Raw genomic sequence first — 21,397 nt, forward strand, 5'->3', positions numbered from 1 at the left:
ACCCACCATGACCATCACTGAACAGGAAAGTCCCCACCAGCACACGGACCTTCCCCAGACCGGCCAGCCGCTGGAAGAGACCCCCCGGGACTTCCCGGAGCTGGATTTCTCCTCAGCAACCAACTACGTCATCCAGGGCGATAACTCCCAGCTATTGCCGCAGCTGCCGGATGAGCAGTTCCAGCTGATCTATATTGACCCGCCGTTCAATACCGGCGGTACCCAGCTGCGCCGAACCCTGAAAGTCAGCCCCGCCCCTGAGGACGGCAGGCGCACTGGTTTCGGCGGCAGGCGCTACCACACCGAAGAGACCCGCCGGATGGTCTTCCTCGACGTCTACGACGATTACCTCAGCTTCATCGCTCCACGGCTGGAAGAGGCGCATCGCCTGCTCCACCCCACCGGCACCTTGTACTTCCACATCGACTACCGGGAAGCCCACTACTGCAAGATCCTGCTCGATGAAATCTTCGGGCGTGAGAACTTCCTCAATGAGATCATCTGGGCCTATGACTACGGCGGACGCTCCAAGAGTCGCTGGCCGACCAAACATGACACCATCCTGGTCTATACCAAAAGCCAGAAAGGCTACTACTTCAACCAGGACTCCATCGAGCGAATCCCCTACATGGCTCCGGAACTGGTCAGCCCGGCAAAAGCTGCCCGCGGCAAGCTGCCCACAGATGTCTGGTGGCACACAATTGTGCCTACCAACGGCAAAGAGAAAACCGGCTACCCCACCCAGAAGCCCGAAGGCATCCTGAAGAGAATCCTCCAGCCCTCCTCACGTCCAGGAGACTGGGTCCTTGACTTCTTCGCAGGCAGCGGCACCGCAGGCGCCGTCGCCCAGCAGCTAGGCCGGCGGTTTGTCATGATCGATTTCAACCCCGAAGCCATGGAGATCATGCGCGCCCGGCTGGGCGAAGAGAATATCCAGTACCTCTGAAGACCAGTCCCGCTGAAAGGCCAGCCCCTTTGAAGATCAGCCTAGAAGCTGCCAGCCGCCGGGGTGACCGTGACATCGACCCGCTGGAAAGACTTCAGGTCCACATACCCGCATGAGGCCATAGCGTGACGCAGCCCGCCCATCAGGTTCGAGGAACCATCGGTGTGATGCCCGGGGCCCACCAGGACTTCCTCCAGCGGCGCCACTGTGCCCACCTGGGTGCGGTGGCCGCGCGGGAAGTCCGGATGCACCGCCTCCAGTCCCCAGTGCCAGCCGCGGCCGGGGGCCTCTTCAGCACGGGCCAGTGTGGCACCGAGCATCACCGCATCAGCACCCATAGCCAGGGCCTTCACGATGTCCCCGGAGCTGCCCAGCCCGCCGTCGGCGATGACATGCACATAACGACCACCGGACTCATCCAGGTAGTCACGGCGTGCAGCTGCAATATCTGAGATGGCAGTGGCCATCGGGATGCGGATCCCCAGGGCCCGCCGGGTTGTGGTGGCAGAACCGCCGCCGAAGCCCACCAGAACACCGGCGGCACCAGTGCGCATCAGATGCAGAGCCGGAGTGTAGCCGGCAGCTCCACCCACGATCACCGGCACATCGAGTTCGTAGATGAACTCTTTGAGGTTCAGCGGCTCACCCTGCTGGGCCACATGCTCGGCAGAGACAGTGGTGCCGCGGATGACGAACATGTCCACCCCGGCATCGACCACGGTCTGGTAGAACTCCTGGGTGCGCTGAGGCGTCAGCGAGCCGGAGACCACCACACCTGCCTCGCGGATCTCAGCCAGGCGGGCCTTGATCAGCTCAGCCTTAATGGGCTCAGAATAGATCTCTTGAAGACGCCGGGTGTTCTCCGGGGAGACTTCCTTCGCCTGCAGGTGAGCGATTTCCTCAAGCACCGGCTCCGGGTTCTCATACCGGGTCCACAGTCCCTCAAGGTTGAGCACACCCAGCCCGCCCAGTCGGCCCAGCGCAATCGCAGTGGCCGGCGACATCACGGAGTCCATGGGCGCACCGATCACCGGCATGGAAAAGGTGTAGGCGTCGATCTGCCAGTCCAGGCTGACATCACGCGGGCTGCGGGTACGTCGGGAGGGGACCAGCGCGACGTCGTCCAGTGCCCAGGCACGGCGTCCGGATTTGGCCATGCCGATGGAGATCTCGTTCACGATTTCGGGCTCACTTCCGGCCGTAGTTGGGGGCTTCGACGGTCATCATGATGTCATGCGGGTGGGACTCTTTGAGCCCGGCTGAGGTGATCCGCACGAACTTGCCCTTGGCCTTGAGCTCCTCAATGGTGTGGGCACCGACGTAGAACATGGTCTGGCGCAGGCCGCCGGTGAGCTGATGCACCACCGCCGAGAGCGGTCCGCGGTAGGGCACCTGGCCCTCGATGCCTTCGGGGATGAGCTTCTCATCATCAGGGACATCGGCCTGGAAGTAGCGGTCCTTGGAGTAACTGGTGTTCTTGCCCCGGGTCTGCATCGCCCCGAGCGAGCCCATCCCCCGGTAGGCCTTGAACTGCTTGCCCTGATAGAAGACCAAGTCCCCCGGAGACTCAGCGGCACCGGCGAGCACCGACCCAAGCATCACGGAGTCGGCACCGGCGACCAGCGCCTTGCCGATATCTCCGGAGTACTGCAGACCACCGTCGGCGATCAGCGGCACTCCAGCCGGGATGGCGGCCTTGGCCGATTCGTAGATGGCGGTGATCTGCGGAACGCCCACGCCTGCCACCACGCGGGTGGTGCAGATCGAGCCGGGGCCAACGCCTACCTTGATGGCATCGGCACCGGCGTCGATGATCGCCTGAGCCCCGGCGCGAGTAGCCGCCTGGCCGCCAATGACATCAACACCCTTTGCGCCTGGCTCGGCCTTGAGCTTGGCGATCATGTCCAGCACACCGCGGGTATGACCATTGGCAGTGTCCACCACCAGGACGTCCACCCCGGCCTCGATCAGTGTCATGGCGCGTTCGAAACCCTCGCCGAAGAAACCGACAGCAGCACCGACCCGAAGCCGACCCTCGTCGTCTTTGGTGGCCTGCGGATACTTATCGGCCTTATCGAAGTCCTTGATGGTGATCAGGCCGGTGAGGATGTCATGGTCATCAACCAGCGGCAGCTTCTCCACACGGTGCTTGGAGAACAGCGCCAGCACCTCGGCATTGGAGATGCCCTCCTGCGCAGTGATCAGCGGCTGAGGAGTCATCTTCTCGTAGACCTTGGTGGTCAGGTATTCCTCAGGCGGCACAAAACGAATATCGCGGTTAGTAATGATCCCCAGCAGCTTGCGGTTCTCGTCCACCACCGGCAGTCCGGAGATCTTGTAGTGCGCGCAGATCGCGTCAAGATCGGCAATAGTGGCATCCGGAGTGATGGTGACTGGGTCAGTGATCATGCCGGATTCACTGCGCTTGACCTGATCCACCTGCTTAGCCTGCTCCTCAATGGAGAGGTTGCGGTGGATGATCCCGATACCGCCCAGGCGGGCCAGGCTGATAGCCATAGGCGCTTCGGTGACAGTGTCCATGGCGGCGGAGACCACCGGAGCGCTGAGCTTGATGTTCCTCGTCAGGCGTGTAGTGGTATCGGCATCCGATGGAATGACATCGGTCTCGCCTGGAAGAAGCAGAACATCGTCATAGGTCAGTCCGACAAAGGCGAAGGGGTCGTGCCCCTCAGCATGGGTGTGGCTCACGTGCGGTGCCTCTCAGTGGTATCGCGGCTGATGCGGTGGACAGCGACAACAAGTCTACTGGCCGCAGCATTCCGCACCGAGCAGACGGCGCAGCTCACACAATGTGACAAAAAATGAACTTATGTTCGCTATACCGTGAAGATATCGGGCATAGTGAGACATCAGGAGGGGCCATCTTCTCCTCGTACCACCATTCATGCCGCGTCAGGTGCATGACGGCACCGATTTCCACACCGCCCTGAAAGGCCATCCCGATGAGCGACGACAACTCACCTCATACTTCTGATCCAGCCGACGCTTCAGCAGCTGAAGCAGCAGGTCATCACAGCACATCCACCCGGCGATCCGGCGGCGTGAGGCTCACTGTCGCCTTTATCGCCGTCGCTGCTCTCGCTGCGGTGGGAGGCGGCGTCGTTGCCTCCTCCATCGGTCAGGACAGTGATACGCAAACTAGCAGCACAACAGACAGCGGCGAAGGCAGAAGCACCGTCGAGGCAGTCACCACGGTGGCAAATGTTCAAGTTGCGGGCGAGCATCGCGGACTGGAGTCGGTGCATCAGGACGGGCACGAGAATCGTGAGAACGTGCTGGTCACCACGGACTGGCTGGCGGAGCGCCTGGACCGAGGCGAGCTCCAGGAACAGGGGATCGTGCTCCTGGACGTCTCGGAGGAGCTCGCCAGCTCAGAGCTGACGCCCTACTCCGAGGCACATATACCCCAGGCACAGTATGTGAACTGGTCTACCGAATTCACCCAGCCCAACACCCGCGAATTTGTCTCCCAGGAGCAGTTCACGCAGCTTGCTCAGTCACTGGGGATCGATGATGACACCACGGTGGTCATCTACGGAGACAACAACAACTGGTTCGCGGCTTACGCGGCATGGGTCTTCAAGCTCTACGGCGCCGAAGATGTCCGCCTGCTCGACGGCGGACTGAAGAAGTGGGAACAGGTCGATGGCCGGGAGCTCACCGAAGAGGTTCCGTCCGTCATCGAAGGTCACTGGCAGGCCTCCGCGCAGAACCTGGACCTGCGCGCCCTGCAGCCAGAAGTGCTCACCATCGCCGAGGACAACGCTGCAAATGAAGGCCAGAACACCGGCGAGCGCAATCTGGTCGATATTCGCTTTGCAGACGAGTACAACGGTGAAGTCGGCGTCAACGCCGAAATTTTCGAAGGTGAGGGCGCTTCCATTTGGGGGCACATCCCAGGGGCGGTGAATGTGCCCTGGGGCAGCATTGTCAACGACGACGGCACCTTTAAGGATGCTGAAGAGATCCGCGGCGTCTATGAGGATGCCGGCGTGGATTTCTCCAAGCCGACTATCGCGTACTGCCGCATCGGCGAACGTGCATCGCATACCTGGTACGCACTAAGCCAGTTGCTGGGCGAGGACGTGAAGGTCTATGACGGCTCATGGTCGGAATGGGGCAACTCGGTAGGTGTTCCGGTGGCCAACAACACTGGTCAGCGCGGCGGCGTCTGGGGCGGGAACTGAGCCGCCTAGGCCTGCAGGGGCAGGATGTGAACCGAAAAGGCCCGGCTCACCTCAGGACAGCCAGCGTGCGCGTCGACCGACCTCTGGGTTGGGACCGCGGGGATAGCATCCGCACCGGTGTCTCCGCGGCCGTTGCCCTGAGCCTGCTGTGCACCGCCGGTTATCTGGGGTGGACCCAGGGCGCCGGGCTGGGAGGTTCCAATGCCGCGTTCATGCTGCTGATCGGAGCCGCCCTCGGCATCCTCTTTGAACGCGGCAGGTATTGCTTCTTCTGCATTTTTCGGGATCTCTTCGAGAAGCGGAACTCCCGTGGGATGTACGCAATCCTGACCTCCATCGCCGTGGGCATGATGGGCTACGCCGTGATTTTCTCCACGCGCATCCCCCACCCTGGAAGTGGCACTGTGCCCACAGATGCACATATTGCTCCGGTCTCCGTGGCGTTGGTCATCGCTGGACTGGTCTTCGGGCTGGGCATGGTCATCTCCGGGGGATGCATCGCCGGGCATCTCTACCGGTTGCCCGAAGGTCACCTGCGATCACTGCCGGCGCTGGCGGGTGTCGTTCTGGGCTTCGGGGCGGGCTTTCTGTCCTGGGACTTCATGTACTCCAACTTCATCCTGGGAGCACCTGTACCGTGGCTGCCCGCAGGGGGCGGGTACAGCATCGCGGTGGTGCTGCAGCTGGGCGTCCTGGTAGCGGTGGGCCTGTGGCTGCTGAAGTGGAACCCTCCAGTGACAGGCCGGCCTGATCGCAGGGTTGACGGCGAAGAGGTGCGCCGGTTGGTCTTCTTCAAGCGCTGGCCCGCCCTTGTCACCGGCGCCGGCGTCGGCCTGCTTGCGGTGCTGGCCTACTACAAGGACCAGCCTCTAGGAGTGACCAGTCAGATTTCCTCGCTGACCCGCACCGGCATGACCGAACTGGGAATACTCCAGGGCTTTATGCCGGGCCTGGATGAGCGACTAGCCGGTTGTGTCGCTGTGGTCATCCATACCATCACCACGAATGGGTGGCTGATCCTAGGGATCGTGCTGGGTTCCTTTGCCGCGGCGCTTCCTGGGCGACGCATCAGGACAGAGGCCGCCACGGCATGGAACTCCACCACCGCATTGGCAGGAGGCATCCTGCTGGGCTGGGGTGCCATGATCGGACTGGGCTGCACCATAGGCGTGCTGCTCTCAGGCACCCACGCTATGGCGGCTTCGGGCTGGGTGTTCGGGGTCGCCGTCGTAGTCGCCAGCGGCATTGGTTTCCGGCTGAACCTGCACCGTCGGGCCAACCCCACCGGCTTTGCGGCTTGAGGCGCAGACATTCAGCTCTTAGCACTCTTCTTGATCGAGTGCTAAGAGGGTCTTATAGTTTGTCTTAGCACTCGGAGTGTCCGTGTGCTAACGATTTCGCGGGCCGTCACCCGCGCAAATCCATAAGCCTGAAGGGGCACCATCCGGCACCCGCGACGACGGTTGGTCACTCCCGCAAGGCGAGCAACCTGTACCGATTCACCCTTAAGCAAAGGAGAGTACTGACGTGTCAGTCTCCATCAAGCCCCTCGAGGATCGTATTGTTGTCCGCCCCCTGGAGGCCGAGCAGACCACCGCTTCCGGCCTGGTCATCCCGGACACCGCCAAGGAGAAGCCGCAGGAGGGCAAGGTTGTCGCCGTCGGCCCGGGTCGCGTAAGCGATAAGGGCGAGCGTCTGCCCGTGGACGTTGCCGAGGGCGACGTCGTCATCTACTCCAAGTTCGGCGGCACCGAGGTCAAGGTCGGCGGCGAAGAGTACCTGGTGCTCAACGCTCGCGACGTCCTCGCCAAGGTCGAGAAGTAAACACTCACCCGCTCGACTTACACAAGGAGTAGGAACCTATGGCAAAAGAGCTTCTCTACGACGATGCCGCTCGCCGCGCGCTGGAAGCCGGCATCGACAAGCTCGCCGACACCGTCAAGGTCACCCTGGGCCCCAAGGGCCGCAATGTGGTCCTGGACAAGTCCTGGGGTGCCCCGACCATCACCAACGACGGCGTGACCATCGCCCGCGAAGTTGAGCTTGAGGACTCCTACGAGAACCTCGGCGCTCAGCTGGCCAAGGAAGTCGCCACCAAGACCAACGACGTCGCTGGCGACGGCACCACCACCGCTACTGTGCTGGCACAGGCACTGGTGAAGGAAGGCCTGCGCAATGTGGCCGCCGGTGCAGCTCCCGGCGAGATCAAGCGCGGCATTGAAACCGCTGTGGCCGCGGTGACTCGCCGACTGCGTGAGAACGCCCGCGAGGTCTCAGGTCAGCAGGAAGTCTCCTACGTCGGTGCGATCTCCGCACAGAACGACGAGGTCGGCGAACTGCTGGCCCGCGCGTTCGACGCCGTGGGCGCTGACGGTGTGATCACCATTGAGGAGGGGTCAACGACCACCACCGAGCTGGAGATCACCGAGGGCATGCAGTTCGACAAGGGCTTCCTGTCCCCGCACTTCGTGACCGACGCTGAGCGTCAGGAAGCTGTGCTGGAGGATCCGCTGATCCTGATCCACCAGGGCAAGATCTCCAACATGGCAGAGTTCCTGCCGGTGCTGGAGAAGGTGCTGCAGGCCAAGAAGCCGCTGTTCATCATCGCCGAGGACGTTGAGGGCGAGGCCCTGTCCACGCTGGTGGTCAACAAGCTGCGCGGCACACTGCAGGCCGTTGCCGTGAAGGCACCGGGCTTCGGCGATCGCCGCAAGGCAATGCTGGAAGACATTGCTGTGCTCACCGGCGCTCAGGTCATCACCCAGGATCTCGGCCTGAAGCTGGACCAGGTTGGCCTGGATGAGCTGGGCACCGCACGCCGAGTGACTGTCACCAAGGACGCCACCACAATTGTGGAGGGTGCAGGCTCCAAGGAGGACGTGGAGGGCCGTGTGGCTCTCATCAAGTCCCAGGTGGAGGCTACCGATTCCGAGTGGGACCGCGAGAAGCTCCAGGAGCGTCTTGCCAAGCTCGCCGGTGGCGTGGGTGTCATCAAGGTCGGCGCGGCCACTGAGGTGGAGCTGAAGGAGCGCAAGCACCGCATTGAGGATGCTGTCTCCTCCACCCGCGCTGCCTTGGAAGAGGGCATCGTCGCCGGTGGTGGCACCGCCCTGATCAACGCACTGTCCGTTCTGGATGAGGACGAGGAGGTCAAGGCCCTTGCAGGGGATGCTGCCGCTGCTGTGGGCATCGTCCGCCGTGCACTTGTCCAGCCGCTTCGCTGGATCGCCCAGAATGCCGGCGCTGACGGTTACGTCGTCGCTTCCAAGGTCGCTGAACTGGAGCCCAACCACGGCTTCAACGCCAAGACCGGCGAATACGGCGATCTGATCGCCGCCGGCGTGATCGACCCGGTGAAGGTGACCCGCTCTGCCCTGCAGAACGCCGCCTCCATCGCCGCCCTGGTTCTGACCACCGAGACCCTGGTGGTGGAGAAGAAGGACAACGAGGACGACAACGATCACTGATCGCTGAATCCCCTTTCCCTGCTGAGGCCCTGCTCCTTATGGAGCGGGGCCTCAGTGCGTCAGGAGCCCCGCTCTGGACTGGCGGGGCGAATACCAAGTCAGAGGTCATAATGGGCAGGTGACGACGACGGCGACCACCAGTTCTGAACAGCAGCTCAGCCGGGGCTTCCTCGGTTGGGAGCTCGGCATTGTCCTGGCACTTTCTTTAGGACGCAGTGCGATCTACGCGGTCCTGCAGCTGGCGGAGCGGCTGAGCGTGGCGCCGCTGAGTCAACAGAGCGCCACTGTTCAGCGGTCACGCTCGCGGGCCGAGTTCTTCGATGCTGCGTTTCAGGTATTGGATTCGCTCTTCGCGCTCGTCCCGGTAGCCCTGGTGATCTATCTCGTCTTTCTCCACGGCGGAAATCCCTTCCGGCGCTGGGGCCTGGACTTCCGGCGTCCCGGGCGCGATTGGCTCTACGGAACAGGACTGTTCATCCTCATCGGCCTGGGCACTCTGGCGGTCTACTTTGCCGGTCGAAGCCTGGGGGCAACAGTGCGCATCGTCCCCGCCGATGTCACCGAGTACTGGTGGAGCGCCCCGGCGCTGCTGCTGGCCGCACTGCGCCATTCACTGCTGGAGGAAGTCATTATGATCGCTTACCTCTTCGACCGGGCCCGCCGCATCTGGCCACGGACCAGCGTCTGGGTGATCATTGCCGCGGCCGCAGTGCTGCGCGGGGCCTACCACCTCTACCAGGGCTTCGGTCCCGGGCTGGGGAATCTGGCCATGGGCATCATCTTCGGCTGGGCCTACCTGCGCTACGGCCGAGTCATGCCCTTGGTCATCGCGCATTTTCTGCTCGATGCGGTCGCTTTCCTCGCCTTCCCGCTTGTGCTCAGCAGCTTCGGCCTGGAGAGTCTGCTCTGAGGGTCTAGCGCCCCAGCACACCCCGGAGAGTCTCGATAGGCTCCAGGATCTGCTGGAACGACTCGTCATAGACGTCATCGGGCAGCATGTACGGATCGACGACGTCTTCGTTCTCCCCCGCCGCCTCACGCTGCTGATCAGCCTTCTCAGCGAGAGCGCGCAGCTTCTCAGCCACACTGGCTCCGTGGATCTCAGCGTCATCGAGGTTCTTCAGGATGCGTCCGAACTGCCGCAGTGTGAAGGTGCGCGAGGCAGCAGTCGGAACTTCAGCCAGGATGTCCTCCACATGCACCCGGGTGGCAGCAAGAATGAGGTCGCTGGATTCGATCATCTCAGTGGTCAGCTGAGTTGCGGTGAACCCCTCAGCCGATGCCCCGACGTCGGTGATCCGATCCTTCATCTCCGGCTGGATATCCTCCCCCACGTGAGCGTGAGTACCGGCCGAGAGAATCTGTATGCCGGTGTCATCACCTACAAGCTGGGCCAAAAGACGCTCCATGGCGGGTGAGCGGCAGATATTGCCGGTGCAGACAGCCAGGACTGTGTATTTTTCGCTCATGTCACACCTTTCGGATGAAGAACGGGAAACGGGCCTTCTTCTCGGGCAAATCCAGGATGAAATCGCGTTCGGGAACTTCCACGAAACCTTCAGAACGGTACAACGCGTGGGCTGCAGTCATGCTGGTGAGGCTGCACAGGGTCACTGCGTGAATGTCCTCGCGGGCCTGTGCCAGGGCAATGATGTGGCGGACCATCTGCCGGGCAATTCCACGACCCTGGTAGTCGGGAGCTACCGCCAGCATACGGAACTCCAGCTCACCGGGCTCTGAGACCTCGGCATAGGGTCCCCCATAGTCGGTGATCGCCACCGAAGCCGCAACTTCGCCGTCCACGTCGGCCACCAACAGCTGAGCACCCTGAGCCCGGGAGGCGGCATCGCGCAGCTGCACCACATAGGAGTCCTCTAGTGAGAGGAACCCGCCATCCACATAAGCGCTGACCGTCAGCTCTCCAATACGCCCATATTCCGCTGGCACAGCCCGACGAATCACGAGCGAATGCATGCCACTGACGTCAGCGTATGAGGGCGAGGCGACCGTGGGGTGTTCAGAACTCATCACTGGCATCTTCCCACATCACATGACCGCGGAGTGCGCAAAGACCCAGCCCGCCGATAAGCTGAAACTAACCGTCATAGCTGGGACAAACAAAGAAGGCAAGGACTTCATGCCGATCGACTTCCGTCAGGTGACCAAGACTTATGACGATGGCACCACGGCGGTGCAGAAGTTCAGCCTGCATATCCCCTCCCATACCGCCACAGTACTGCTGGGTTCTTCTGGTTGCGGCAAAACGACATTGCTGCGCATGGTCAACCGTATGGTGGACCCGACGTCAGGGTCAGTGCTGATTGATGACGAGGACGTGGCCCGGGCCGCACCAGTAGCGCTGCGCCGACGCATTGGCTATGTCATGCAGAACGCGGGGCTTCTTCCGCATCGCCAGGTCATCGACAATATAGCCACCGTGCCCCGGCTCAATGGAGTTTCCCGCAGCGCAGCGAAGCGGCGAGCTTATGAGCTGATGGAGATTGTGGGCCTGGACTACACCTTGGCACTGAAATACCCCGGGCAGCTTTCAGGAGGCCAGCAGCAGCGTGTGGGCGTAGCCCGCGCGCTGGCGGCAGATCCGAATATCCTGCTCATGGACGAACCCTTCGGTGCAGTGGACCCCCTGGTGCGAATCGAGCTGCAGCGCGAGTTGAAGAGAATTCAGACCGAGCTGCGCAAGACCATCATCTTCGTCACCCACGACGTTGATGAAGCTCTCACCTTGGGAGACCAGATCGTGGTGCTGAAAAAGGGTGCAGAGGTGGCGCAAGTGGGGACGCCGCAAGAGATTGTGGAGAATCCTGCAGATCAGTTTGTAGCCCAGTTCCTGGGACTGGATTCCCAGCGCAGGACGCTCTCAGCCCGGCCACGGGCAGGTGGTGGCTGGTTCATCTCCGATGCTCGCGGCAAGCCGCTAGGAGTTGTTGATCAGGCTCCCATTGACCGGGCGCCCGAGACGGGCTGAATGCCATGGGGTGGATTCTCAATAACAGCAGCCGGATTCTCGAGCTGACGCTAGATCATCTGCTGCTCAGTGCGCCGGCCATCGTGGCCACTTTCATCTTGGCCCTGCCGCTGGCTTTGGTTGCCAACGCCGTACGCCCACTGCGTGAAGTAGTCATCTCCGGCACCGGATTGCTCTACGCGATTCCGTCCTTGCCGCTGTTCATTGTGCTACCACTGATTCTGGGCACTGGAGTGCGGGATCCTTTGAATGTCGTGGCGGCGCTGACCCTCTTCGGACTAGCTCTGATGGTCCGTTCCGCAGCTGATGCCCTGCAGTCAGTGCCTCAAGAAGTCCGGTTGTCCTCCACTGCGCTGGGACACTCCCGGCTCGGCCGATTCTTCACCGTGGATCTTCCCCTGGCTGGACCGGGGCTTTTGGCTGGTCTGAGGGTAGTTTCAGTCTCCACTATCTCGCTGGTTTCGGTCAGTGCGGTGCTCGGTGTTCGGTCGCTAGGCTCACTATTCACCGACGGCTTTGAGCGCAATATTGTGCCCTCTATTGTGGCCGGGATTCTCTGCACGGCTGTGCTTGCGTTAGTGCTAGACCTGCTCCTAGTGGCTGCTGGCCGGCTCCTGATGCCGTGGGCACACCGAGGTGGTCGAGCATGAATCATCTTCTCGATGCGCTTGAGCTGCTTGGCGATGCCGAGTCTTGGCAGGGATCCGGCGGCTTCGGTGCTCGCGCCGTGGAGCACCTCTGGTATACCGCGGTGGCAGTCGCAGCCTCTGCGCTGATCGCCCTGCCTCTTGGGCTCTACGTCGGACACACAGGAAAAGGGCGGTATCCCGCAGTTCTGGGTTCGGGAGTAGTCCGGGCCCTGCCGACCCTGGGCGTGATCACACTCGCTGCACTTTTTGTCGGCATCGGGCTGACCGCCCCCATGATCGCTTTCATAGTGCTGGCCGTACCGAGCATCATCGCCGGGGCCTATTCCGGAGTTGAGTCGGTCAGTCAGGTCACGGTGGATGCTGCTCGCGCCCAGGGGATGACCCCTTGGCAAGTGCTGTTCAAGGTGGAGATTCCGCTGGGACTTCCGCTGATCCTCGGCGGCCTGCGATTGGCCACCCTGCAGGTGGTAGCTACTGGGACGCTGGCTGCCTATGTGGGCGCCGGCGGGTTAGGCCGTCAGCTTTTTCTTGGTCTGCGAACACAGGACTATCCCCTCATGCTGGCTGCTTCAGTGCTGGTGATCCTGTTGGCGATCGCGCTGGATGCCGTCTTCAGCCTCTCCCAACGTGCTGCGCGGCTCAGAACCGGCCCTTAACTTTTCTATTTTCAGCCGAGCTGATCCGGCTCGCCACCCTCACCCGAAAGGCAAGACTATGAGACTCATCCCCCATACCCTGGCAGTACCAGCTGCTGCGCTGCTCGCTCTGAGCGCCTGCAGTTCTGCTGACCCGCTCACCGAGGAGAACAACGACGCCGGGGTCTCTGGTGACGAGCCGCGTGAAGAACTGGTCATCGGCTCCCAGCAGTACTACTCGAATACGATCATCGCCGAACTCTACGCCCAGGTCCTGGAGGACCAGGCGTACAGCATTGATCGGCAGTTCGAGATCGGCCAGCGCGAGGTATATGTGCCAGAACTGGAAGCCGGTGCCATTGACATCTTCCCCGAATACACGGGGAACCTGCTGCAGTACCTTGATTCCGACGCTAAGGCTTCCACCCCGGACGAGGTGCACTCAGCCCTGGGTGAGGCACTGCGGGAAGGCTTGGAAGTCCTTGACTTCGCTGAGGCCACGGATCAGGACAGTTATGTAGTAACTGACGAGTTCGCCCGGGAACATGATCTGACCAGCGTGGCGGATCTGGCGGAACTCGAAGATCTGCGGATCGCGTCCAACTCAGAATGGGAGGCGCGTCCCTACGGGCCCGCAGGGCTGGAAGAGCTCTACGGAGTGGAACTGACTTTGGTTCCAGTGGAGGATTCCGGTGGTCCCCTGACACTTAACGCGCTGCTATCCGGCGATGTTGAGGTCGCCAACATCTACTCCGCCGATCCAGCGATCGAGAAGAATGACCTAGTCGCACTGGAGGATCCGGAATCCCTGGTGCTGCCTCAGAATCTGGTGCCGGTAGTCTCCGCAAACGTGGATGAGCAGGCGCGTGCGGCTATTAATGAGCTTCAGCAGCTGCTGACGCAGGAGGAGCTACTGAAGCTCAATGCCTACTCACAAGACGAACAGGCCAGCCCCTCCGATGTGGCCGCCTGGTGGCTGGAGGAGCAGGGCCTGCTCGACTAATCAATGAGGCTGAAGGGCTCAGCTGTCGCTGTCGCCGGCAACTTTGCGGCGACGGCGACGGCGACGCCGCTGATCTACAGAGCCGCCTTCGCTGCCGCTGGCTGCAGAGTCCGCTTCCTTCGGTGCGGACCGCTGAGTGTCCTTCGCGGCGCCGTCTGCTCGGCGGGCTTCAGAAGAATCACCGCCGCGACGACGATTGCGGCTGCGGCCTCCCGAACGGGACTGGCCCTCGCGGGATCCTCCAGAGCGTTCACCGCGGCCCTGACGGTCCCGGCCGCCGGACTGCTTCTTCTCTGGGCCACCCAGATCTTCCAGAACCTCGTCGTTAAGACCGGTCTTGGAGCGCTTATGGCGCGGCAGCCGACCCTTGGTCCCGGCAGGGATGTTCAGCTCTTCGAAGAGATGCGGTGAGGAGGAGTAGGTCTCTACCGGCTCAGGCACGCCCAGGCCGATAGCCTTATCGATCAGCTTCCACCGGTGAAGGTCTTCCCAGTCCACGAAGGTCACCGCGGTACCCTTCTGCCCAGCTCGGCCAGTACGGCCGATGCGGTGCAGGTAGGTGTTCTCGTCCTCGGGCGCAGTGAGGTTGATGACGTGGGTGACATCGGTGACGTCGATGCCGCGGGCGGCCACATCGGTGGCAACAAGCACGTCGATCTTCTCGTTGCGGAAAGCCCGCAGCGCCTGCTCGCGGGCCCCCTGCCCCAGATCGCCGTGGATCGCACCGGCAGCGAAGCCGCGGTCCTGAAGCTCGGTGGAGAGCTTGTCGGCCTGGCGCTTGGTCTTGGTGAAGATAATGGTGCGGCCACGTCCCTCGGCCTGCAGGATGCGGGCGATGACCTCATCCTTATCCAGGTGGTGGGCGCGGTAGACAACCTGGCGGATGTCCTTCTTCACCACGCCGATATCCTCGGGATCTGCGGCACTGATGTGGGTGGGCTTGGTCATGTAGCGCCGGGCCATATTGATGACCGGACCCGGCATCGTCGCAGAGAACAGCATCGTCTGGCGCACGGTGGGCACCGCTGCCAGCAGCGTCTCCACATCCGGGAGGAAGCCCAGGTCCAGCATCTCATCGGCCTCATCCAGCACCACGATGCGGATGTTCTTCAAGTTCAGATGCTTCTGGCGGTGCAGGTCGATCAGGCGCCCGGGGGTGCCCACAACAACCTCCACACCGCGCTGCAGCTCCTCGATCTGGGGTTCATAGGCACGTCCGCCGTAAATAGTGGCAATCCGTGCGCCCAGCTTGGCACCGGCAGTCTTGAGGTCCTGTGCCACCTGCACGGCGAGCTCACGAGTAGGGGCGACAATCAGCGCCTGAGGGGCACCCGGTGCCGGCAAGTTCTGGAACTCATCGCTGTGCGGGGTGGTCACCCGCTGCAGAGCAGGGATGCCGAAGCCCAGGGTTTTACCGGTGCCGGTCTTGGCCTGGCCGATGATGTCGTGGCCGCCCAAGGCGATCGGCAGGGTTTCGGCCTGGATCGGGAAAGGCGTGGTGATGCCCTTCTCAGCCAGCGCCTCGACGATCTCGCTGCGGACGTCGAAATCTGCGAAGGTCAGGGTCGGCGTCGTCGTCTCAGCTGCTTCAGCCTCGGTGATCTGTTCAGTCATACGTACTTTCAGTAGGTTCAGGATGCGACGGCGGCAAAGCCCACCGTCTGCTTGGTGTCGGAGCCGATCTCCACGTATCCGATGGAGCTCACCGGGACGACCACCTTCTTTTCGCGGCGGTCAGTCAGGCTCAGCAGGGGCTTGGAGCTCTCAATAGCCTCAGCGACGGTCTTCTCGATCTCCTCGGCGCTTGCCGCACTGTCAATGACGATCTCGCGGGCGACGTTCTGGACTCCGATGCGTACTTCCATGCCACTCCTTGTCTGAGGGCCCTCGCCTCACCGGTTCGACAGGCGCGCGAGGGCGGTTAAGCTTACGGCTCACCCTCGATAGTACAAGGGACTGACACCTTCAGCTCTCGTTCTCCTTGGGAAAGCCCGATATTCCTCTCCAGGCCAAACGCGAAGTCAACTGCGCTGAGACCCCAAGAGCCGGCCGCTCTGAGAGCCGACTCCAGTGCCGGGCGGCGGAGGTGGCCATCCCAATCAGGCCGTGGCCGAGCATCGTGGCCTCGGCCATGGGCTGCCCGGTGTCATCGACGATCACCTCAGCGATCGCGGTGGCCATTGCGTCGTGGAACCGGTCCAGACGCTCCGAGACTTCCTCATCGTTATCCAGCCCGGAGGCGAAGATCAGCCGGTAGGCTTCATCTTCCCTGGCGATGAACTCATAAAAGGCGGTGATGGTGCCGGTGACCCGCTGCTCGTTGTCCTGATGAGCGCTCAAGGCTGCGGTCAGCTCCGCACGCAGCTGCCCCAGCTGGGTCTCCAGTAAGTCGATGAACAGCTCATGCTTGCCTGGGAAGTGCTGGTAGAGCACAGGTTTGGACACCTGTGCCACTTCTGCGATGTCATCCATGGATGCGGCGTGAAAACCCTTGGCCACGAATACATGAAGCGCACAGTCCAGCAGTTGGATTCTGCGCTGCTCCCGCGGCAGCCGCTTGGCGCGCACGGCGACGGGCTCGGTCTCAGTCATGACTGAAGAGTGTAGAGCAGGCTCAGAGCCTGCCATAGGCCGGACTTCCGGTGGCTTCGCTGATAATCCGTTCCACCACCGTGGTGGGGCTGAAGTTCTCCCCGATCCTGTTGGGCTTGCCGGTACCGTGATAATCCGATGATCCGGTGGCGATCAGGTCATGTCGGGCGGCCAGTTCCAGCAGAAGCCGTCGACCCGGCTCAGGATTATCCCGGTGCCAGACCTCGACGCCGGCTAATCCAGTCTCCACCATCTGCTCCAGCTGGGGGACGCTCACCGTACGGCCACGAGCAGAGGCCATGGCATGGGCGATCACCGGCACTCCCCCGGCGTCACGGACCAGCCGGATGGCTTCTATGGGGGTGATGTTCTCCTGGGAAACGTAGTACTTCGTGCCGGGGTGGAGGTATTTGGCGAAGGCTTCACTGCGGTCAGCCACAACTCCCACCGCCACCATCGCATCGGCCAGATGGGGGCGCCCGATAGTGGCGTCGGGGCCGACATGCTCCACCACGATCTCCCAGGTGATCGGGAAGTCTTCGGCCAGCCGTTCACATATTCGTTTGGCACGCTCCACGCGACCGCCGCGGGTGGTAGCAATGGCATCCATCAGCCCGACGTGGGCGGGGTCATGAAGGTAGCTGAGCAGGTGAACGCTGATGCCGTCATCTGTGCGGGTGGTGATCTCCATGCCCGGGATCAGCACCAGCTGCAGGGCCTGGGCGGCCTCGATCGCCGCTGTCCAGCCGGCGGTGGTGTCGTGGTCGGTCAGCGCCAGTCCGCGCAGCCCAGCCCGCTTTGCCGCGGCCACCACCTCTGCAGGAGGTTCGGTGCCGTCGGAAATCATGGAGTGGGTGTGCAGATCAAAGCTCATACCAACATGAAAGACTACCGCCATGAGTGATGCGCACAACGAACAGGAACTGAAGGACCGGGTCAACAATCGCTCCCAGCGCCCCAATTCGCGGGCGTTCAAGGAGTTCATGGCCTCCAGCTGGGCCCCTGCCCCTGAACTGCGGCATGAGCGTGAACAGGTGGCAGACTTTGCCGCCCGGCGTCGTCGTGCGCTCTCGGAGGCCTTCCCCGGTGAGCGGCTGGTGGTTCCAGCCGGCCCGTTGAAAGTGCGCTCCAATGACACTGACTACCGTTTCCGTCCGCACTCTGCCTTTGCCCACTTGACCGGACTCGGTGTGGATCATGAGCCCGATGCTGTGCTGGTTTTTGAACCAGTGGATGAGGGCGCTGGCGACGATGGCGGCCACCACGAGGCCACGCTGTACTTTAAGCCGATGGCAGGCCGCGACTCCGAGGAGTTCTACGCCGATGCCCGGCACGGAGAGTTCTGGATAGGTCCCCGCCCGGGGCTGGATGAGTTCGAGCAGAAGCTGGGGCTGGCCACACGCAACCTCGATGAGCTGGAAGTTGCCGTCACCAAGAATGCCGGCGCTGTGGAGATCGGTGGGACACGCATCCGACTGCTGCGTGAAGTGGACATCAACGTGGATGCGCTGGTGGACACGTCACGGATCAATACCGGCGTGGACCTTGAGGCCTCCGATGCTCTTGACGCTCAGCTCACCGAGTTCCTCTCGGAACTGCGTTTGGTGAAGGACTCATGGGAGATCACTCAGATGCGGCACTCGGTAGCCGCCACCATCTCCGGGTTTGAGGATGTGGTGCGCGCTCTGCCGCGCGCGGTCGGACACGAGCGCGGGGAGCGGATCGTGGAGGGTGCGTTCTTCGCCCAGGCCAGGCTCCAGGGCAACGACCTCGGTTATGACACGATCGCTGCCTCCGGCAACAACGCCACGATCCTGCACTGGATCCGTAATCACGGTCGAATCGACGACGGCGAGCTGCTGCTGCTGGACGCCGGTGTGGAGGCGGATTCGCTCTACACCGCAGATATCACCCGCACCATCCCGGTCAGCGGGACCTACTCGGAGGTTCAGCGCCGGGTCTATGAGGCGGTGCTTGCCGCAGCGGATGCGGCCTTCGCCGTGGTCAAGCCGGGTGTCCGCTTCCGCGAGATCCATCAGGCGGCGGTGACCGTCCTTGCGGAACATCTCGATGACTGGGGGCTGCTGCCGGTGTCCCTGGACGAGGCGCTCGCTCCTGAGGGTCAGCACCACCGGCGTTGGATGCCGCACGGCACCAGCCATCACCTTGGGCTCGACGTCCATGACTGTGCGCAGGCTAAGCGCGAGCTTTACCTGGACGGCGTCTTGGAGCCCGGCATGATTTTCACTATCGAGCCGGGCCTGTACTTCAAGCAGGAGGATCTGGCGGTACCTGAGGAGTACCGCGGAATCGGCGTGCGGATCGAGGACGATGTCTTGGTGACAGAGGATGGCTGCGAGAATCTCTCTGCCGCACTGCCCAGGCGCGCTGAGGACGTTGAGGCGTGGATCGCATCGATCTGGCCGCGGCCGGCCTGATCTCAGTCGCTTGAGGTGAATTCCCAGCTCATCCAGGCTTTCATAAAGGCAGCATCCAGCTTCGCGTGACCTGATATGTAGTGAACGTTTTCACCACCGAATTGGAGGCAAAAAATGGGAATCATCGGTTGGATCTTGCTCGGCCTGATCGCCGGAGCTATCGCCCGAGCCATTCTTCCTGGTAAGCAGCCCGGCGGCTGGATTGCCGCACTCATCACTGGCGTACTGGGCGCCCTGCTGGGTGGTTTCATCGCATCAGCACTGTTTGATGTCAATGTGAACGACTCATTCTTTGACCTTCCGACCTGGCTCTTTGCCATCGGCGGCGGCGTGATTGTTGCCTTCATCTGGCAGGCAATCACCGGTCGGCGCGGCACCAGAGCTTAACGCCTCACGGCGAGCCGCGTGTGAGCCGCTCAAGACTGCGAATCGGCTGATCCGCCGATTTCACCTCCGCCTCTCGGAAAATCCGGGTGCGGTTCGTGAAATCGGCGGATCAGCTGCGTCTAGGGTCCGCGCGTCTAGTGCCTTTGCGTCTAGAGCAGCGACTGGTCCTGCCGCCGCGTCACCGAACCCAGGCTCCACGCAGCGGGCTTAGCGAGGCTCACCATCTGCGCCCTCAGGGCCCTGAGCATCGCGCCCGCGCCGCTGCGTTCCAGCATCGGCTGCGCCTTCCTCCGCAGCACCCTGAGCCGTCTTAGCGTCCTTATCCGGACTGGAGGCCGGTTCAGCTGACTCAGCTCCTTCGGGCTCCGGCGCCCTCTGCTGCGACTGGTTGGCGCTCTCGACGTCCTCGCGACGGACGCCGTAACGCGGCCGGCCATCCGGAAGGGAGGCGTAGGCAGCACCGGGGACTGAGCTGGGCCGAGCGGCAGGATCAACAACCGCCGCTTCAGGACCCGAGGAAGCGCCCGGATGTGACCTCATCGGTGCCGCCCCGCCGAGTGCTGTGGTCTTACCTGTGGGGTCATTCCAGGCGTTGAGGCTCTGAACCCCCGCACCGGCCACCAGGGCTCTAGCCCGGCCGGCGTGGCTGAAGTCGCAGACCACATCGTAGGTGGTGGCCACCATTTGGGTGGAGGAGGAAAAGTCCCGCTGGCCACGGCGGATGGCGTATCCCACGACTCCCATGATCATCCAGATCGCCATGCCCAGCACCACGGACATCAGCAGGTTCAGCACCGGGGCCTCGGGGGCAAAGAGGAAGATCAGCAGTCCGATGAAGAAGCCGAACATCGCACCCTGCGCTGCCCCGGCACCGGCCACTCGGGGATAAGAGAGCCGGGAGCGGATGTACTCCACCGAGCGCAGATCGTTGCCCACAATACTGATGGCCTTGATATCAAAGCCCTCAGCCTGGGTCAGGTGGTCCACCACCTTCTGTGCATCCTCGTAGCTGCGGTAGCGGCCCAGCAGCTCACCACGGGGCAGTTCTCCGGCGTTTCTCTGCGCACTCATAGCCCTATTCTTGCAGGGCGCGGTGTGGGTACAAGCACATCAGGTGCTCACACATCATGCGGCACTAGACTAATCAGGTGTCTGACCCATCCATCATCGAGAGCATCCGCCGCCGCCTGGACGAGGTCATCGACCCCGAACTGCGGGTGCCCATCACCCAGCTGGGCATGGTGGGCGATATTGCAGTGGATCACGACGGCGCCGCCGCACTGCAGATCAAGCTCACTGTAGCTGCCTGTCCGATGCGCAACCGCATTGTGGAGGACGTCACCGCCGCTGCAGTCCGCGCTGAAGGCGTACGCACCGCTGAGGTGCAGCTGGATGTGATGACCCCCGAGGAGCGCGCTGTCCTGAAGGAGCAACTGCGCGGCGGGCAGGGCGGGAAGATCAACCGGTTCGCCCAGGCTGATTCTCTCACCAAGGTCTACGCGGTGGCCTCGGGCAAAGGCGGCGTCGGCAAGTCTTCGGTCACAGTCAACCTCGCCACTGCGCTAGCAGCACAGGGGTTGAAGGTCGGTGTGGTGGATGCCGATGTCCACGGCTTTTCTGTCCCGGATCTGATGGGCATCACGGCCAAACCGACCCGGCTAGACGAGATGATCCTGCCTCCGGTGGCACACGGAGTGAAGACCATATCCATCGGCATGTTTGTGGAGGGCAACCAGGCAGTGGCCTGGCGAGGGCCGATGCTGCACCGCGCAGTGGAACAGTTCCTCACCGATGTCCACTTCGGCGATCTGGATGTGCTGCTCCTTGATCTGCCCCCCGGTACCGGCGATATCGCGATTTCGGTGGCTCAGCTGCTGCCGGGATCGGAGATCCTCGTGGTCACCACGCCGCAGACCGCGGCCGCCTCGGTGGCTGAACGCGCCGGAGCGCTCAGCACGCAGACCGGGCAGCAGGTTGCCGGTGTCATCGAGAACATGGGGCCTATGACCATGCCCGATGGCACAGTGCTGGACCTCTTCGGCTCCGGCGGGGGCGAGCTGGTCGCCCAGCGTCTGAGCGAACAGC

Annotated in this window: 21 protein-coding genes and 1 pseudogene; 13 read left to right on the forward strand and 9 right to left on the reverse strand. The window is 62.6% G+C overall.

Features of this window, described 5'->3' with window-relative positions:
• Window positions 1-7 precede the first annotated feature (7 nt).
• Entirely contained in the window at window positions 8-946 is a 939-nt protein-coding gene (locus TX78_RS02315; RefSeq protein ID WP_081652498.1) for a DNA-methyltransferase, read from the forward strand.
• Window positions 947-987: 41 nt separating this feature from the next.
• On the opposite strand, the gene TX78_RS02320 is transcribed toward TX78_RS02315, so the two are convergent.
• Window positions 988-2,127 carry a GuaB3 family IMP dehydrogenase-related protein gene (locus TX78_RS02320; protein WP_081652499.1) on the reverse strand — a complete coding sequence of 380 codons (1,140 nt, stop codon included), beginning with the start codon at window positions 2,125-2,127 and terminating at the stop codon, window positions 988-990.
• A gap of 7 nt (window positions 2,128-2,134) precedes the next feature.
• On the reverse strand, window positions 2,135-3,655 hold the full coding sequence (gene guaB, locus TX78_RS02325) for an IMP dehydrogenase (protein WP_044493192.1): 1,521 nt from the start codon (window positions 3,653-3,655) through the stop codon (window positions 2,135-2,137).
• 254 nt (window positions 3,656-3,909) lie between these two features.
• Here guaB and TX78_RS02330 point away from each other — a divergent pair, with 254 nt between their 5' ends.
• The 5 genes from TX78_RS02330 (at window position 3,910) to TX78_RS02350 (ending at window position 9,531) form a co-directional block, all read left to right on the forward strand.
• Window positions 3,910-5,154 carry a sulfurtransferase gene (locus TX78_RS02330; RefSeq protein WP_081652500.1) on the forward strand — a complete coding sequence of 415 codons (1,245 nt, stop codon included), beginning with the start codon at window positions 3,910-3,912 and terminating at the stop codon, window positions 5,152-5,154.
• Between the two features lie 65 nt (window positions 5,155-5,219).
• Window positions 5,220-6,455 (forward strand): YeeE/YedE family protein, encoded by a 1,236-nt coding sequence (locus TX78_RS02335; protein WP_049897334.1) that lies wholly within the window; start codon window positions 5,220-5,222, stop codon window positions 6,453-6,455.
• 226 nt (window positions 6,456-6,681) lie between these two features.
• A complete protein-coding gene (groES, locus tag TX78_RS02340; RefSeq protein WP_044493193.1) occupies window positions 6,682-6,978 on the forward strand; it encodes a co-chaperone GroES in 297 nt (98 codons plus the stop codon).
• A 38-nt stretch (window positions 6,979-7,016) separates the two neighbouring features.
• Complete coding sequence (gene groL / locus TX78_RS02345; RefSeq protein ID WP_044493195.1) at window positions 7,017-8,621, forward strand: chaperonin GroEL; 1,605 nt, start codon at window positions 7,017-7,019, stop codon at window positions 8,619-8,621.
• A 118-nt stretch (window positions 8,622-8,739) separates the two neighbouring features.
• Window positions 8,740-9,531 (forward strand): CPBP family intramembrane glutamic endopeptidase, encoded by a 792-nt coding sequence (locus tag TX78_RS02350; protein WP_044493197.1) that lies wholly within the window; start codon window positions 8,740-8,742, stop codon window positions 9,529-9,531.
• Between the two features lie 4 nt (window positions 9,532-9,535).
• On the opposite strand, the gene TX78_RS02355 is transcribed toward TX78_RS02350, so the two are convergent.
• Together TX78_RS02355 and TX78_RS02360 are read right to left on the reverse strand one after the other, a co-directional pair.
• Window positions 9,536-10,090, reverse strand: coding sequence for an arsenate reductase/protein-tyrosine-phosphatase family protein (locus TX78_RS02355; protein WP_044493199.1), 555 nt, complete (start codon window positions 10,088-10,090; stop codon window positions 9,536-9,538).
• Window position 10,091: 1 nt separating this feature from the next.
• Window positions 10,092-10,595, reverse strand: coding sequence for a GNAT family N-acetyltransferase (locus TX78_RS02360; RefSeq protein WP_044493599.1), 504 nt, complete (start codon window positions 10,593-10,595; stop codon window positions 10,092-10,094).
• 163 nt (window positions 10,596-10,758) lie between these two features.
• Between TX78_RS02360 and TX78_RS02365 the strand changes: the two genes are divergently transcribed.
• From TX78_RS02365 to TX78_RS02380, 4 genes are read left to right on the forward strand one after another with little or no spacing between them, the layout of a single operon-like run.
• Window positions 10,759-11,607 (forward strand): ABC transporter ATP-binding protein, encoded by an 849-nt coding sequence (locus TX78_RS02365; RefSeq protein ID WP_044493601.1) that lies wholly within the window; start codon window positions 10,759-10,761, stop codon window positions 11,605-11,607.
• A 5-nt stretch (window positions 11,608-11,612) separates the two neighbouring features.
• Entirely contained in the window at window positions 11,613-12,257 is a 645-nt protein-coding gene (locus TX78_RS02370; RefSeq protein ID WP_044493201.1) for an ABC transporter permease, read from the forward strand.
• Window positions 12,254-12,913: an ABC transporter permease gene (locus tag TX78_RS02375; RefSeq protein ID WP_044493203.1), complete on the forward strand. Its 660-nt coding sequence runs from the start codon at window positions 12,254-12,256 to the stop codon at window positions 12,911-12,913. The genes TX78_RS02370 and TX78_RS02375 overlap by 4 nt, the downstream gene beginning before the upstream one ends.
• A gap of 58 nt (window positions 12,914-12,971) precedes the next feature.
• A complete protein-coding gene (locus TX78_RS02380) occupies window positions 12,972-13,895 on the forward strand; it encodes an ABC transporter substrate-binding protein (protein ID WP_044493205.1) in 924 nt (307 codons plus the stop codon).
• 18 nt (window positions 13,896-13,913) lie between these two features.
• On the opposite strand, the gene TX78_RS02385 is transcribed toward TX78_RS02380, so the two are convergent.
• From TX78_RS02385 to TX78_RS02400, 4 genes are all read right to left on the reverse strand, one after another.
• Entirely contained in the window at window positions 13,914-15,509 is a 1,596-nt protein-coding gene (locus TX78_RS02385) for a DEAD/DEAH box helicase (protein WP_044493207.1), read from the reverse strand.
• Between the two features lie 17 nt (window positions 15,510-15,526).
• A complete protein-coding gene (locus TX78_RS02390; protein WP_044493210.1) occupies window positions 15,527-15,760 on the reverse strand; it encodes a DUF3107 domain-containing protein in 234 nt (77 codons plus the stop codon).
• Between the two features lie 100 nt (window positions 15,761-15,860).
• Entirely contained in the window at window positions 15,861-16,487 is a 627-nt protein-coding gene (locus TX78_RS02395; RefSeq protein WP_044493212.1) for a TetR/AcrR family transcriptional regulator, read from the reverse strand.
• 22 nt (window positions 16,488-16,509) lie between these two features.
• Window positions 16,510-17,361 carry a PHP domain-containing protein gene (locus tag TX78_RS02400; protein WP_044493214.1) on the reverse strand — a complete coding sequence of 284 codons (852 nt, stop codon included), beginning with the start codon at window positions 17,359-17,361 and terminating at the stop codon, window positions 16,510-16,512.
• Window positions 17,362-17,383: 22 nt separating this feature from the next.
• Here TX78_RS02400 and TX78_RS02405 point away from each other — a divergent pair, with 22 nt between their 5' ends.
• Window positions 17,384-18,925 (forward strand): aminopeptidase P family protein, encoded by a 1,542-nt coding sequence (locus tag TX78_RS02405; RefSeq protein WP_044493215.1) that lies wholly within the window; start codon window positions 17,384-17,386, stop codon window positions 18,923-18,925.
• 114 nt (window positions 18,926-19,039) lie between these two features.
• Window positions 19,040-19,312, forward strand: coding sequence for a GlsB/YeaQ/YmgE family stress response membrane protein (locus tag TX78_RS02410; protein WP_044493216.1), 273 nt, complete (start codon window positions 19,040-19,042; stop codon window positions 19,310-19,312).
• Window positions 19,313-19,519: 207 nt separating this feature from the next.
• Here TX78_RS02410 and TX78_RS12455 read toward each other — a convergent pair whose 3' ends face one another.
• Window positions 19,520-20,383, reverse strand: coding sequence for a general stress protein (locus tag TX78_RS12455; protein ID WP_049897338.1), 864 nt, complete (start codon window positions 20,381-20,383; stop codon window positions 19,520-19,522).
• A 77-nt stretch (window positions 20,384-20,460) separates the two neighbouring features.
• Here TX78_RS12455 and TX78_RS02420 point away from each other — a divergent pair.
• Window positions 20,461-21,397 (forward strand): annotated as a pseudogene (locus TX78_RS02420) (P-loop NTPase); the annotation flags it as partial.

The organism is Nesterenkonia massiliensis (assembly GCF_000455245.1).
In the GTDB taxonomy this organism is placed as follows: Bacteria; Actinomycetota; Actinomycetes; order Actinomycetales; family Micrococcaceae; genus Nesterenkonia; species Nesterenkonia rhizosphaerae.